General features: G+C 48.4%; 15 protein-coding genes and 1 pseudogene. 9 read left to right on the top strand and 7 right to left on the bottom strand.

The features are described 5' to 3' along the window. Positions 1-138 precede the first annotated feature (138 nt). The 3 genes from ABD892_RS27140 to ABD892_RS14810 all read right to left on the bottom strand — a co-directional run bounded on the left by ABD892_RS27140 (position 139) and on the right by ABD892_RS14810 (position 2901). The gene (locus ABD892_RS27140; RefSeq protein WP_425559267.1) at positions 139-309 is read right to left on the bottom strand and encodes an IS1 family transposase; all 171 of its coding nucleotides are present in this window, start codon (positions 307-309) and stop codon (positions 139-141) included. A gap of 12 nt (positions 310-321) precedes the next feature. Then, positions 322-564, bottom strand: a complete 243-nt coding sequence (locus tag ABD892_RS27135; protein WP_425559266.1) for an IS1-like element transposase — start codon at positions 562-564, stop codon at positions 322-324. Between the two features lie 195 nt (positions 565-759). Next, entirely contained in the window at positions 760-2901 is a 2142-nt protein-coding gene (locus tag ABD892_RS14810; RefSeq protein ID WP_345196633.1) for an LDL receptor domain-containing protein, read from the bottom strand. A 259-nt stretch (positions 2902-3160) separates the two neighbouring features. Between ABD892_RS14810 and ABD892_RS14805 the strand changes: the two genes are divergently transcribed. Further along, positions 3161-4594: an FAD-binding oxidoreductase gene (locus ABD892_RS14805; RefSeq protein ID WP_345196632.1), complete on the top strand. Its 1434-nt coding sequence runs from the start codon at positions 3161-3163 to the stop codon at positions 4592-4594. Between the two features lie 30 nt (positions 4595-4624). Here ABD892_RS14805 and ABD892_RS14800 read toward each other — a convergent pair whose 3' ends face one another. Continuing rightward, the gene (locus tag ABD892_RS14800; protein WP_345196630.1) at positions 4625-4987 is read right to left on the bottom strand and encodes a nuclear transport factor 2 family protein; all 363 of its coding nucleotides are present in this window, start codon (positions 4985-4987) and stop codon (positions 4625-4627) included. Between the two features lie 193 nt (positions 4988-5180). Between ABD892_RS14800 and ABD892_RS14795 the strand changes: the two genes are divergently transcribed. From ABD892_RS14795 to ABD892_RS14775, 5 genes are all read left to right on the top strand, one after another. Continuing rightward, positions 5181-5819, top strand: a complete 639-nt coding sequence (locus ABD892_RS14795) for a methyltransferase domain-containing protein (protein ID WP_345196629.1) — start codon at positions 5181-5183, stop codon at positions 5817-5819. 87 nt (positions 5820-5906) lie between these two features. Beyond that, positions 5907-6386 (top strand): GNAT family N-acetyltransferase, encoded by a 480-nt coding sequence (locus ABD892_RS14790; protein WP_345196628.1) that lies wholly within the window; start codon positions 5907-5909, stop codon positions 6384-6386. 57 nt (positions 6387-6443) lie between these two features. Next, entirely contained in the window at positions 6444-6920 is a 477-nt protein-coding gene (locus ABD892_RS14785) for a GNAT family N-acetyltransferase (RefSeq protein WP_345196627.1), read from the top strand. 119 nt (positions 6921-7039) lie between these two features. Then, positions 7040-7264: a DUF1272 domain-containing protein gene (locus tag ABD892_RS14780; RefSeq protein ID WP_345196626.1), complete on the top strand. Its 225-nt coding sequence runs from the start codon at positions 7040-7042 to the stop codon at positions 7262-7264. Between the two features lie 132 nt (positions 7265-7396). Continuing rightward, positions 7397-7855: a YaiI/YqxD family protein gene (locus tag ABD892_RS14775; RefSeq protein WP_345196624.1), complete on the top strand. Its 459-nt coding sequence runs from the start codon at positions 7397-7399 to the stop codon at positions 7853-7855. A gap of 75 nt (positions 7856-7930) precedes the next feature. Here ABD892_RS14775 and ABD892_RS14770 read toward each other — a convergent pair whose 3' ends face one another. After that, positions 7931-8368 (bottom strand): hypothetical protein, encoded by a 438-nt coding sequence (locus ABD892_RS14770; protein ID WP_345196623.1) that lies wholly within the window; start codon positions 8366-8368, stop codon positions 7931-7933. Between the two features lie 294 nt (positions 8369-8662). Between ABD892_RS14770 and ABD892_RS14765 the strand changes: the two genes are divergently transcribed. From ABD892_RS14765 to ABD892_RS14755, 3 genes are all read left to right on the top strand, one after another. Further along, positions 8663-8953, top strand: coding sequence for an ArsR/SmtB family transcription factor (locus ABD892_RS14765; protein WP_345196622.1), 291 nt, complete (start codon positions 8663-8665; stop codon positions 8951-8953). 74 nt (positions 8954-9027) lie between these two features. Beyond that, complete coding sequence (locus ABD892_RS14760) at positions 9028-10074, top strand: permease (RefSeq protein ID WP_345196621.1); 1047 nt, start codon at positions 9028-9030, stop codon at positions 10072-10074. A gap of 206 nt (positions 10075-10280) precedes the next feature. Continuing rightward, positions 10281-11861, top strand: a complete 1581-nt coding sequence (locus ABD892_RS14755) for a PhoPQ-activated protein PqaA family protein (protein ID WP_345196620.1) — start codon at positions 10281-10283, stop codon at positions 11859-11861. 88 nt (positions 11862-11949) lie between these two features. Here the strand turns inward: ABD892_RS14755 and ABD892_RS14750 are convergent, their stop codons facing one another. Then, positions 11950-12792 carry a hypothetical protein gene (locus tag ABD892_RS14750; protein WP_345196619.1) on the bottom strand — a complete coding sequence of 281 codons (843 nt, stop codon included), beginning with the start codon at positions 12790-12792 and terminating at the stop codon, positions 11950-11952. 375 nt (positions 12793-13167) lie between these two features. Beyond that, positions 13168-13277: pseudogene (locus tag ABD892_RS14745) on the bottom strand (IS1595 family transposase); the annotation flags it as partial.

The following is a 13277-nucleotide window of genomic DNA, read 5'->3' as shown; positions in this document are numbered from 1 at the left end:
GGCTACTTGGCACCTTTCAAGTATGAACAGGAACTTGCCAAGGCAGCGTAAAAAAGTGTCCGGAAAACTCTTGCCAGATCACTCTTCCGGCAGTTCGGCGATGTACGGTTTCCTGTCATCCGTACAGAAAAACCTGAATTAACAGGGTTTAATAAGCACTGTCAGTCTGTTCAGCGTTGCCTTTGTCCTGCGGCCGAATACATGAGTAATGCCTTTCTGATAACGTGGCTCCCAAGCATAGAACCTCCAGCGCTGGTTTCCTTTATTGTCGACAAACGACCATTTCTCGTCCATTTTGCAGATCAGCACCTGTTCTTCCCCCTAAAAAGGTTGTGATGCCACATTGGGCGGCGCCAGTTTTTTTAGATGGCTGATAACGGTAGTTGGACTAATTCCGAGTACTCGTCCCGTATCTCTGACTCCCGAGCTATTCATCGCCATATCTTTGATCCGTTCGGGGATATCCGACTTGTTAGCGTTATAGATGAAATCGAGCAGGAAGCTGCGTTTGCAGTATCGGCAAAGATAGCGTTGCAGTCCGGCGTCGGCTTTACCGTTTTTCACAACACCATCAATGCTTCAACAGTGGGGGCATACAACGTCAATGACAGCCATAATCCAAAATGCGCAGCATAACGATTACCGTCGATGGTTATATATACGTAATCAACGGATCTGATTCATGATATATCCTTGCTATCCTCCTACCATGACTTGCGTAATCCAGATTGCCGTCAGACTGAAACCGCAGATGATACATTAAAGCTCAACGTCCACCATTTCGTGATTATCACAGCCTTCAACATTTTCTTCAGCAAACGGGATCGACTCTTGAGGATTACGCGTACTTGTGGATGCGGAGAAGGGAAGAGGTAAAGCTTGCCTGCCTTTACCGTATCGCCACAACGCAATACAGCCACATAAACCACCAAATACAACCACACTTATTCCTAAACCTACAAGAACGCCTGGCACCGTAACTATTGCAAGCATATTGCCTGACCCGGCAGAGATCTGATTCGCATGATCGCTAGTATTCGATTGCGAAGCATTGATGGATGGTGTGGATGAAATGCTCGAGTCCCCCCTCATCAAAGCATCTTGCCCTATACGACAGCAAATGCCTGTCAGCTTATCCCAACACTCTTTGTCGGGGATTTGCTTTTGATGTTGACACTTCCGATGCCTGTCGATCCTTGTTCTTTCAGACGTGCAGGTGAAAGGATCCTCGTCACGCTTATTTTTGCAACCACTATAACCACCGCTATACCCATTACATAGCGCACTTTCCGAGATACATCTGCCATCACCACAAGGAACTTCATTCCAGTCACATTTCAGATAACACATATCAGGAACTTCATCCTGATTGTTTAAACAGTCTTGATCATCATCACATAAATCACTTTGTCTCAGACAATGTCCTCCTGGATAATTACCAGGACTTTTACTTTCGCACCAAGGAACAATATCATCGGGAGTTTTTCTCCGACAGAGATTCTGACAATTATTACTTCTCCCCTTTATTTCTGACACGTTTGCACAAGTGACTGCATGAATGTCATGATGTTTGGCTATTTTTAAAATCGACAACTCCTCCTGATGTCCACAACACGTTTTGATTAAATGTTTCGCTTCATAACGTCCTTCATCAACACCACTTGTGATGGTTTCATTGAATGCACTGGCACAGGCATCAAACCACTCATCTGAGCCATTATCACAATCTTTCTTGTCGTCGCATATCTGCTCTTTTTTAAGACACTTGGAATCATCATTGCATCGTATGTCCCCGACCAGACAGGCGCATGGTGGCCGTGATTCATCAGAACCGTCACGACAATCAAAGTCACCATCACACATCAAGTGTTTAGGGATACATTCTGTAGCATCACCACACAGGTAGCGATCACTCCCCTCACAATGATCCAGACACGCACCGGACAATTCATCCTCACCTTCAGGACAGTCGATTCGTTTATCACACACTTGGGCGCGACTGATGTGAGTTCCATTCTTGCACGGAAAATGAGTGGGCACTTCAGGGAAAGTTGATGAGGTTGCATTGTCAGAAGCAGGAGATGAATCTGTGGTATTACCCGTTTCCGTAGCTCCAGCCCCCACAAATGCAGTGGCTAAAAAACCACCCGCCAGCATGGTCGATACGCCGCTGGACTGACGATGATTACCAAGGTCTGCTCGGGGTTTAGAATCAGCCTGACGACAAGACTTGCCATTCACCAAACTCAAGACAAAATCATGAGCGTCTCTATCGTTCTCTTTCGCCCAGTCCCAAATAACATTCAATGCATCTTTTACCTGTAAATGTCCGAAACCTTTTTTTTCCAGCCTGGATGTCATTTTTTTCATTTGTTCCAGTCGCCGAAAAACATCTTTCTTACTATCCGCTTTGGATCCTAATGACATAAACCGTTCAAAATAACCCATTTCTACCCGCTTATGCTCGCTAAACAAGTAGTCGCTGATTGTTTCAGCTTCTTGATAACCGCTCTCGTATTCTCTTTTCACTACAGCCAATAATTCTGTTATCGGGACGTCATAAGACATCAATGCTTTAACCAAAGGGCCATCACTGAATTGAGCATATGTCAGACGGCTTACTGGTTTTGATGCCCTGTCAGCTTGTGTTGTTTCTACCTTCGGAAATCTTGCTTTGTTTAATCCATTTACATCAGGATGACCTGATTTTCGAGCAGCACTTTTTATTAAGGCCGAGTGATTAACGCTTAAACCAGTCGTCTGACTTTGCCCTGCATTGCCAGATAGGCGCTTCACTTCCCACCTTGAAGCAAGTTCCTCCTTAGCACAAAGACTACTCACATCATGAGAAGACGTGTGCATGTTAGCAGGTGGCAATGATGATAATTTTACTCCTGACATAATGAAATTTCCCATTAATATTGCAACTAAACATCAACGAACAATCGTGCTAGATCTCATTTAGAAAAACATTAACGAGCCAGTTAATCTACGTGACCGTTTTATTCATTCTTTACTATTACTTTGATAAAAAACAAATAGCTTAATAGCCACACTCCAGCCAAGGACAAACGTATTTATAAAAACGTATTTTAATAACAACAATGACTGCTAATCCTTGACTATTATTGCTTCCTTATCTCAGAAGGATTGTCATCCCATGCCAGCTCTACACATGATGAGCCATACCGGGCAAGCAATTACGCTACCCCATGATCTATTACAAAAACTGGCATCTCATTTGAGAGGAGCTCTATTACATCAGGAAAGCGAAGAGTATGAGCATGCGCGACAGGTATGGAATGGCCTTATCAACAAACACCCGACACTGATTGCCTGCTGCCATGATCAGAACGATGTCATCACAGCGGTCAACTTTGCCAGAACCCACAACCTCTTGCTCGCGATCCGCGGCGGTGGCCACAGTGTGGCCGGGCATTCCACCTGTGATGGCGGGATGGTGATTGACCTCTCCCGAATGAACCATGTCTCTGTTGATCAAGCTGCACGTGTCGTTCATGTAGAGGGGGGCGCCACACTGGCCGACATGGACCAGGCAACTCAAGCCGCTGGTCTGGTTGTTCCCGCGGGCGCTGTCTCGGATACTGGCATCGCCGGACTGACGCTGGGCGGCGGCATTGGCTGGTTGAGAAACCTGTGGGGGCTGACCTGTGACAATTTGCTCTCTGCAGACGTGGTTACCGCAGACGGCCAATGTATAACGGCAAGTCATACCGAGCATCCCGACCTGTTCTGGGCACTGCGTGGAGCAGGCGGCAATTTTGGTGTTGTGACGCGCTTTACCTTTCGCGCTTATCCACTCAAGCCGGATGTCTGGTTCACCGCCGTCTACCACGATGGGCGACATATGAAAGAGGTTCTGCAATTCTACCGGGAATATTCCGCCACAGCACCCGATGAAATCAGTACAGCAACTGTCTGTGGCCAGATTCCTCCCGGATCAAAAGACTTCCCCCCCGAACTGCATGGTCGTCCTTATGTGATGATTGTCGGAATGTATGCCGGTTCAGTTGAAAAGGGTCAACAGGCCATGCAGCCGCTACGTGATTTCCGTCAGCCACTGATTGATTTCAGCAAGGCCACGACGTATCTGGAGGCTCAACAGTACTTCGACGAAGACTACCCGGCAGGCGAACTGCGCTACTACTGGAAATCATTGTTCCTGGCGGAGCTGACCGATGACGCTATCGATACCCTTGTCGACCACGCGTCAAGGCAACCGTCGCCCCTCAGCGGTATTGAAATTCTCTACAGTGGAGGCGCTGTGGCCAGGCAGGATGACGATGCCTGCGCTTTTGCCGGCCGTAAGGCTAGCTTCCTGATATTTGTCGAATCCAACTGGAAAGAGACACGGGATAATGACGCGAATATCGCCTGGCCCTGTAATCTGATCAGCGATTTGCAAAAAGGTGGAGAGGGAAGCTTTTACCTGAATTTTTCCAGTGCCTTTGAAGAGCAAGAGTCCACCATGCGTCATAATTACGGAAAAAAATACCAGAAATTGATGGCCATAAAAAAACGCTACGATCCGACCAATCTCTTTCGACTGAACCAGAACATCAAACCCGGTTAATGGATGCCACAGTAATAGCGTGACGTTGTATCATTCTGGCCTGTAGACCTCGACACGACTGATCAGGCCGGTGTCTGCAAATATCACAACTTCTCGTCCTGCCGCTTCGACAAACTCGCCGTTTTCACTGTCTGTCGCTTGTCGTACAAAATCAAAAATAACGGCATCATTCCCTGCGTACTGGTAGCTCTGCACCTGCCAGTAAACATCCGGATATAGGTGGTAGAACGCCTCCACCATGGTAGCAATGGCCGCCTTGCCATCAAAGGAGCCGACGTAGGCCGAATAGTAAGTGGCATCTTCCGCAAAGAGCGCCAGCACAAGCTCCAACTGATGGGCATTGGATAACGCAACATACGCGCGTGCCATTTCAATCAATTCAGTTTCTGTCATGACCCATTCCTCATTGGCAAAAGGGATCAAACGTCACTCTGTCTATAGATAGCTATACAGCCTGATACAGGCTGCACAATCGGCAAGTACTTTCTGCACAACAATGGTCAAAAGCGCCCCTTTCACACCGGCCCTTTGTACTATCTTTTGGCTTTTCATCCATAGAATTACCTTTCGATCAGAGGAGACTTCTGTGAAACAAGAGACCCATCCCGCATCACTTTCACCAGCCCAGGCTTATCAAACGCTTATTCCTGCTTTATTTACGGAGTGGGCACCACGTGTTGCGGACGCTGCTGGTATTCAAACAGGGCAATGTGTCCTTGATGTAGCCTGCGGCACGGGTTTTCTCACCCGGGAAATCCACCACAGTACAGGTCCGACAGGACACGTTACGGGCCTGGGCTTGGGCCTGAATCCGGATATGCTCGCAGTAGCCTCCAGCCAGAACAACGCGATTGAATGGAAAAAAGGCGATGCTGAAGACCTCCCCTTTCCAGACGACTACTTCGATGCCGCTGATGTGTTACGCAAACCATTCTGCCTGAGGGATGATGAGCAACTGATGCAACTATTTGAGCAGGCTGGTATCGATAATCTGGTCATTACCCAACAGACAGGGCATGCTCACGTTCCCGATATCGACACCTTGATTGATGCGGAACTGGTAGGCTGGATGCCCATGAATGGCATAGCAATATCCGCCTCACAAGCGCAGAACATAAGACAAGCCGCGAAGACACAGCTCGGTGATTATATCAATGAGAATGGGCAGGTGAGGTTTGCTATGCCTGCACTGATTGTGACCGGAAACAATACTTTAAATCACTGATGCGGATACACTGTCTCATTCACTAATCTCCCCCCCCCGGCGTGTATCGTTGCGGATTGATACCACCGGATCCAGTTGTGATATCCGATGAACATCATTGCCTACCAGGACAACTACAAAACCGGTGTCGTAAAGTTAATGCAGCAATTGCAGGACACTGAACGCAAGCTCAGCCGTGACCGCCCACCCGGCGCTGACATGGCATCAGACCACACGGACTACCTATTGGCTCTTTGTCGGGAAAAACAGGGCACCTTGCTGGTTGCACTGGAAGACACCGTCGTTGCCGGTTTTATCGTGGTAATCACAGAACAGGAAGATGAAGGGGATCAGCACTTATATTCGGATTACCGAAGTTATGGTCTGGTTACTGATCTCGTCGTAGACGAGGAGTACCGGGGCCACGGCATTGCCCGGATGTTAATGAAGGCAGCCGAACAGTACTGCCTCACCCGAGGACTCAAGCAGCTTCATGTCACAGCGCTTTACGGCAATGCGCCCGCCCGGGGATTTTATGATTCCTACGGATTCAGTGAATACGAAATCACTTACCGGAAAAGCCTGTAACGATTAGCGCTGTCTTCGTCTGATGCTTTCCTATGCATCAGACGACACAGGTTTATTATGCAGTTAACGTATTCATCTGGAACCGTTGAAGAAGCCCTGACCGTTTACGCCAGTACACCAGAGTTTGACCGAGTCATGACTCAAGAGGCTTTTCTGACAAAGCTCTCCTGTAAGCGACACCTTATCCTGATCGCGAAAGACGGTGGCCAGTGCATCGGTTTTAAAGTCGGTTATGAAAACTCACGCTATGAATTTTACAGCTGGCTGGGAAGTGTTCTGCCAACCTACCGCGGGCATGGCATTGCTGCAAAATTGCGAGACATGCAGGAACAATGGGCGCTGGCGCAGGGATATTCCTCAATACGGGTCAAATCCTGTAATCGCTATCCAGCCATGTTGCACCTATTGATTCGGAGTGGCTACCAGATCGTCGGCTATGAAGACCTCGGTGATATCACGCACAACAAAATTCATTTCATCAAGGCGCTTACTGCCTTAAAAACCGACCAGGCGTTAGCCTCCACACGTCAGTGATCAGCTGACCTCGGCCGCCCCTGAGTATAGATCCTTGCCAAATTCGCCATTTACAGGAACTATCACATCAGCCAAAGACTCTAATAAACGATGGAAACATGTAAGGAAAGGAAACCCCTATGCTCAAAATGAAATCAGCCTGCGAAAAGTGTGGTGTATCACTGCCACTGGATGGAACCGCTTATATCTGCTCCTTCGAGTGCACTTACTGTGAAGCCTGCACCCAGGCAATGGACACCACCTGCCCCAACTGTGACGGGGAGCTCCTGCGTCGTCCATCCCGGGTCAGAAAACCGTTAGAGGTCGCCGCTACACAGCTGAAACAAAAGCTTTTTGGTAAATAAATGAGATGAAAGGCCGCAGAATGTCATTAATGATAAACTGCGCGTTTCAGCCTCCGGTTACACCGGTAGCACGACACGCCAGGTTGCCGCCCTCGATAACCTGTCATCCCGCTTCCAACCCAATGGTATGCCATGAAAATATGGGTAGACGCTGACGCCTGTCCCGTCGTCATCAAGGAAATCCTGTTCCGTGCCGCCGAGCGCACTGGTATCGAACTGACCCTGGTGGCCAACCAGCCGATACGCGTACCACCGTCACGCTACATCCGCTCCCTGCAGGTTGCCGGCGGCTTTGATGTGGCGGACAACGAGATTGTACAGCGTCTTAGCGCCGGCGACCTTGTCATCACCAGTGATATCCCGCTGGCGGCAGAAGTGCTGGAGAAAGGCGGCTTTGCGCTCAACCCTCGGGGCGAGCTGTACTCCGCCGCCACAATCCGCGCGCGCCTTAATATGCGGGACTTCATGGATACCCTGCGCGCCAGCGGCATCCAGACCGGCGGGCCTGCAGCGCTCAGCCAGAGTGACAGGAAAGCCTTCGCCGACAATCTGGACAAGCTGCTGACAAAACACTGCAAACAAACACATTAAAAACACATGTAAAAATCACGGTTTTTAATGTATTTCTCACCTGAGTACGTGGTTGGCTCAAGCCTGAGTGGCAACTCAAAGGGTGCTTTTTTCCAACACGGCAAATGGCATTGTTGTTCTTTGAGTTTGCTGCCGAATAATGCGGCTGCGGACCGTGTGTTGCATGATATAGAGTTCTGTTTCTTTCCCCATGAAGCTAGAGATGATGGAATAAATCCCACCCATATCACCTGCAACCGTTTTAGCCATAAAGCCATGAAGCAGAAATATAGGTAAAACCTGTTCCAGCATAAGCGCCTTAGGTATGAAAATCTTGCCAAAATCACAGGTAATCGCCTGAATATTAAAAGCCATTCGTTCAACGGAATTAGGGTTCGCATAGAGAACTGCTGGCAAGTTTTCTAACACTACCAGACTAAATCGATGCTTGCCCAATACCTTCAACACAGGTGCAACATCCGGCGAGCTGATGTCATAGACAATATCAGGCTGGCAGACAGGGTTATTATCCATCGTTGTACAATTTTCATGTGTGTGGAAAGCCAGGGGCTCCCCCCATTTCTTTCAGACTCTTAAGGCCGTAGCCCTGCAATACAGTATGTCCACACCCAACAACCAGGCTTTTTTGAAAACAGTGCTTTCCGCCTGCAACCGACATATACAAAACCTCAAGGGAAAACCGGAATAAAAACTCTCACACGGGTAAAAGCACAAACTCCCAAGGAATTGTAGCTAAGTCATTTAATCAATATTTCTATATTTCTAGAAATTTGACTGAGAAGATCATCTGGCATAGAATCCCGCGCCATGAACGATGAACTCGCAGCTAAACGTCTGGCCGAGCTGGGGAATGTGACCCGCCTGGCCATCTTCCGGTTACTGGTCCAAGCAGGCAATAACGGCTTGCCGGTCGGCTATATTCAGAAAACCCTGGCGGTTCCAGGCTCAACATTATCGCATCATATCAGCCGACTGGTGTCTGCCGACCTGGTGCAACAGCGTCGTGATGGCAGGGTACTGCACTGCACCGCCCGGCTGGATGAATTGCAGGAACTGGTGGAGTTTCTTCTGGCGGAGTGTTGCAGCATTAGCCACTGAGTTCACGGAACGCAGGTGTATCTGCCTGTTTTTTTACTTAATTATTTCGATATTTTTAGAAATATGGTGATTTTATGAGTGATAGCCTGATGGCCATGCTGGGAGAGACATTCCATATGTTCCTCTTTCTTGCCACCGAACTGACCCTGTTGTTCCTTGTGATCAGCTTTATTGTCGGCGTCATCAATGAAGTGCTTCCTGCCGGCAAAGTCCAGAAAATACTCAGCTCCCGTAATGGCCGTGGCTATTTTACCGGCGCCATCCTCGGTAGTGTGACGCCGTTCTGCAGCTGCTCGACCATCCCGATGCTGACAGGGCTTTTGAAGGCCAGGGCCGGGTTTGGCCCAACCATGACGTTCCTGTTCACGTCGCCGCTGCTGAACCCGGTGATTATCGGTCTGTTCCTGGTAACATTCGGCGTGAAAATCACGGTGATCTACGCCGTGGTGGCACTGACGGTCGCCGTCGTTGCCAGCGTCATTCTTGAAAAGCTGAAGTTTGACCGTTTCATTCGCAGCGATGTCTTACAGGCTGGCAGCAGCACGGGTTGTGGCAGTAAAAGTACAGGCTGCAGCAGCAATACAGCTGACAGTAGTAGCTGTTGTGACAGTAACGACACAACAGCCTCACAAAGCTGTTACAGCACACCGACATCACAGTGCTGTGACAACAAACCGGCTCCCTCCGGCTGCTGCACTGCCGAACAACCTGAAAGCCGCTGGATGCGCGTATGGCATGAGACCTGGTCACAGTTCCGCAAGGTGCTGCCCTGGCTGATGGTGGGTGTGGTGATCGGCTCTTTCACCTACGGCTTCGTTCCAAATGAACTCATCACCCGGTTTGCCGGATCTGATAACCCTCTGGCGGTTCCTGTCGCGGCATTCATTGGCATACCACTGTATATCCGTGCTGAAACCATGATCCCCCTGGCCGCAACACTCGCCGCCAAAGGGATGAGCCTTGGTGCACTGATGGCACTGATCATCGGGAGTGCCGGTGCCAGTATTACGGAGGTGTTCCTGTTGAAATCCCTGTTCAGGGGGCCGATGGTCGCAGCATTTCTGCTGGTTATTTTTTCCATGGCCATTATTGGTGGATACAGCTTCAGCCTTTTCATGTAAATTGAGTGAACAGGATAAATCGATATAAATTTATCGATTTATCCTGTCCTTTTCTGAAATCATAAAAATAATTAAATATAAGCCTGTTTGATTGAGTCCTACCTTTCTAACGAATATCCGCCACCTTCTGGTGACGCTACTATAATTATCTCCCGCTTATATTAACGATCATTTTTCTAAAACGTGAAAGAAAGGTGCAGTTCATCATGTCTTTTATGATCTCGGTGTCTCATTCCCTCTGGGAGTTACAGCGTATAAGAACGTATTTATCTAATAGAAGGCGCTGTCACTCATCCTCCGCCACTATCGTTTTTTTAATGCTGCTCTTCTTTATTGCTGATGATGCAACCGCCAATTACACAAAGCTGGACAACTATATTGCTGAACACTTGTCAGAATCCAGCGAATTGAAATGCAGTGAGCCTAAGTTATTACCTTCTTCCATCCTCCACGCCTGTTCCTTCACATCCCAAAAATGGCCAGCGGGTACAGACACCATCGAAGGTCAGGCGTGGACGCATAACATAACCATTGCCACTCCAAGGAAACTGCAAGATATACCAGATACCGCACTGTATTTCAGTGACGGGGGGGATAACGAACGACCAGGTGACTACCTGAAGCAATTTATTATGCTGGCACGCCTCAAGAATGGATCTGTAGCAAAAGAACGTACATTCAGTCCAGGCGCTATTATGGACCTGCTGGTGCAGCATACAAATGCGGTCATCGTATACCAGCAGCAGGTTCCCAATCAGCCCTACACATTTCTCGATGCCCCAGAGACGGTACTGACAGAAGACAATTTATTGGCTGAAAGCCTGGTTCGCGCCGTCAACGCACCGGATGGCATTGATCCTGCTGCAACATTGCTGTTTCCCATGGCGCAAGCCAATGTTGCAGGGTTGTACCGAGCCAGTGAATACATCAACACCGTACTCGAGAATAACCCCATTAAACATTTCATTGTTGGCGGCGCATCCAAACGGGCCTGGGCAATCTGGCTGGCCACTGCCTTTGATCAGGGCACTGACCCACAGGCTAAGCAGCTTGTCTCCGGCATCGTTCCCGTCGCCATGATTCAACATTTTCCAGAGACACTAAAGGCCATCAGAAAGAGCTACTGCCATTTCCCCAAACCCCTCTCTCCCTATGTAAACCGGCATATTTTTCAGGATCTACTCTCCTCTTACGACGACCGCTATGACCGGCTTTTCGCAGACATTGACCCCTATACCTACCTGAAAAAACACCAACGATTCGACAAGATACACACACTGGTCATTCAACCCAGCAGTGATGGCTATTTCATTCCGGATGCAACCCATTACTACTATCCGGATCTAAAGGGCGATAAACATATCATGGTCATTCCTAACACCGGCCACGGAAGTGCCATGCCCGCCATGAGCTATCTGTATGGTGCCTTGTCGAACATCACCGCACTGATTCATGGCCAACCATTGCCCAATTATGCTGAAGATTATGATCACTTCAGCCATACACTGACCGTGCATACTGAAAATAAACCGGAACATGTTTATGTCTGGAGTGCCAACAATACCGGCGCAAGGGATTTCAGGTTGGACTCAGCGGAGTTTACCCGTCAGGAAATCCTGCCAATGCTGGCACTCAACGACTCAATCACCTACCAATGGCAACCAGAGCCATTAAAAGGCTGGACAGCCTTCTTTATGGAAATGCATTACAGTGTGCCGGGGGCAAAACCATTTGTGCTTAGCACGCAGGTTTACATCACCCCAGATCGTTATTCTGGCTGTCGTTAACACCATGAAAGAGCCCCATCATCAAAAAGCATGACGGGGTTCTTTCAACATCATGCCATTTGGGTTGGCTCAACAATTAGTTGCATGGTTAGTCATCACCTGTAACGGATTCGTTCAGCGAAACAAGCTGGGATGCATGATGCTCGGATACTTCGTCCGCACCATTGTATGGGCTTAAGTTAATAATCATGGTTTCACCCGGTGCAGCTTCCGTCCAAGCAGAAGGATTGCAGGCAAAATATTGTGAACTGAACTGAATACCGGGTTTGTTTGCCATGACTTTATACACATGCCCCGGCTCAATATTCATAATGACAACCCCACCTTCGACGCTGGTTTCATCCAGTCCTGGAATAGGCTGCGGCTTACCCGCCAGGGTGCCAAAGTAAAATACCGCCCCATGGGGTTTTCGTCTTTCGGTCCAGTCATCACTGACCAGCGCAACTTTTGTACCTGCCGCTCCTTGATGCTCACTATCCTCATGCAGGGACTTATTATGCGTTGATACTGTTGCGATCAACTGGCAGTAGCCAGGCTTCATGCGTTCTGACGTATGGCGCTCTACGACATATCGGGTGCTATCCCATAACCAGTCAGGCATTGCCTGCCAGGCTATATTGCCCAGATCGCCAGACATCCCGTCCTTCGGCACAACGAAAACACCAGACTGTGATGTCACATACCCCTCCCGCTTGAACAGTAACGAGACCGCCTGATCAATGGGATACTGAAAGTGATAACGGCCATCACTGAACACCAGATCCTCCATTGCCGTTTTCTGAATAACATCAAAAACCTCGATATTCTCAAGTGCTTCATTCTTTCCCAGTGGCTGAGCAATGATGGAAACGTTTGCCAGATCTGTGGCCAGGACAGAAGACGCTGAAAATGCCAATGCAACAACCAATCGGCTCATCAAATGATGATGCATACGAATATTACCTGATCATTAAAAAACATCCTCTCCCGCCACCAACGACTGAATGGAGAGACCGTGAACCAAGCAGTTTAGTTGATAAAAAAAGAGGAAATTTCCGTCGATGAACCATCGGTCAGATGCGAACATCCATATATCAGAAGCATGACCAGAGCATCACTGCTTATTGCACTCAACAGTCAATGATAAAAATCATGCTTACGGTTAAATTCACAAAAATAATGTACTGTGGATGAAACGGCTAATCAGGCAGCTTATCGATTGTTGTAAGGGTAAAATCATATGAATCCAAGGACTAACAATATCGTCAACCCTCTCAAGTCCTGTCACTGAACCTTTTATAAAAAAGGTAATCATAATATTTCCTGATTACCACTGTGGCTCAGCCAGCTTGAAAAGCCTTGCTGGCATGGGGCAGGTTCGCGCAGCCATGTAACCCAGCCTTGAGACCATTGCCTTCAAATCAAAGCGCCGGTTAA

The organism is Kistimonas scapharcae, from assembly GCF_039540975.1.
Classification (GTDB): domain Bacteria; phylum Pseudomonadota; class Gammaproteobacteria; order Pseudomonadales; family Endozoicomonadaceae; genus Kistimonas; species Kistimonas scapharcae.
The sequence above is the reverse complement of the archived record's forward strand: the minus strand, read 5'-3'. Positions and strand labels throughout refer to the sequence as shown.

What these genes read in the sequence shown, in the direction of transcription:
- ABD892_RS14760 (WP_345196621.1), top strand. Translation starts at nt 9,028, where the DNA reads ATGAGTGATAGCCTGATGGCCATGCTGGGAGAGACATTCCATATGTTC.
- ABD892_RS14800 (WP_345196630.1), bottom strand. Translation starts at nt 4,987, where the DNA reads ATGACAGAAACTGAATTGATTGAAATGGCACGCGCGTATGTTGCGTTA.
- ABD892_RS14775 (WP_345196624.1), top strand. Translation starts at nt 7,397, where the DNA reads ATGAAAATATGGGTAGACGCTGACGCCTGTCCCGTCGTCATCAAGGAA.
- ABD892_RS14755 (WP_345196620.1), top strand. Translation starts at nt 10,281, where the DNA reads ATGTCTTTTATGATCTCGGTGTCTCATTCCCTCTGGGAGTTACAGCGT.
- ABD892_RS14750 (WP_345196619.1), bottom strand. Translation starts at nt 12,792, where the DNA reads ATGCATCATCATTTGATGAGCCGATTGGTTGTTGCATTGGCATTTTCA.
- ABD892_RS14810 (WP_345196633.1), bottom strand. Translation starts at nt 2,901, where the DNA reads ATGTCAGGAGTAAAATTATCATCATTGCCACCTGCTAACATGCACACG.
- ABD892_RS14785 (WP_345196627.1), top strand. Translation starts at nt 6,444, where the DNA reads ATGCAGTTAACGTATTCATCTGGAACCGTTGAAGAAGCCCTGACCGTT.
- ABD892_RS14790 (WP_345196628.1), top strand. Translation starts at nt 5,907, where the DNA reads ATGAACATCATTGCCTACCAGGACAACTACAAAACCGGTGTCGTAAAG.
- ABD892_RS14770 (WP_345196623.1), bottom strand. Translation starts at nt 8,368, where the DNA reads ATGGATAATAACCCTGTCTGCCAGCCTGATATTGTCTATGACATCAGC.
- ABD892_RS14765 (WP_345196622.1), top strand. Translation starts at nt 8,663, where the DNA reads ATGAACGATGAACTCGCAGCTAAACGTCTGGCCGAGCTGGGGAATGTG.
- ABD892_RS14780 (WP_345196626.1), top strand. Translation starts at nt 7,040, where the DNA reads ATGCTCAAAATGAAATCAGCCTGCGAAAAGTGTGGTGTATCACTGCCA.
- ABD892_RS14805 (WP_345196632.1), top strand. Translation starts at nt 3,161, where the DNA reads ATGCCAGCTCTACACATGATGAGCCATACCGGGCAAGCAATTACGCTA.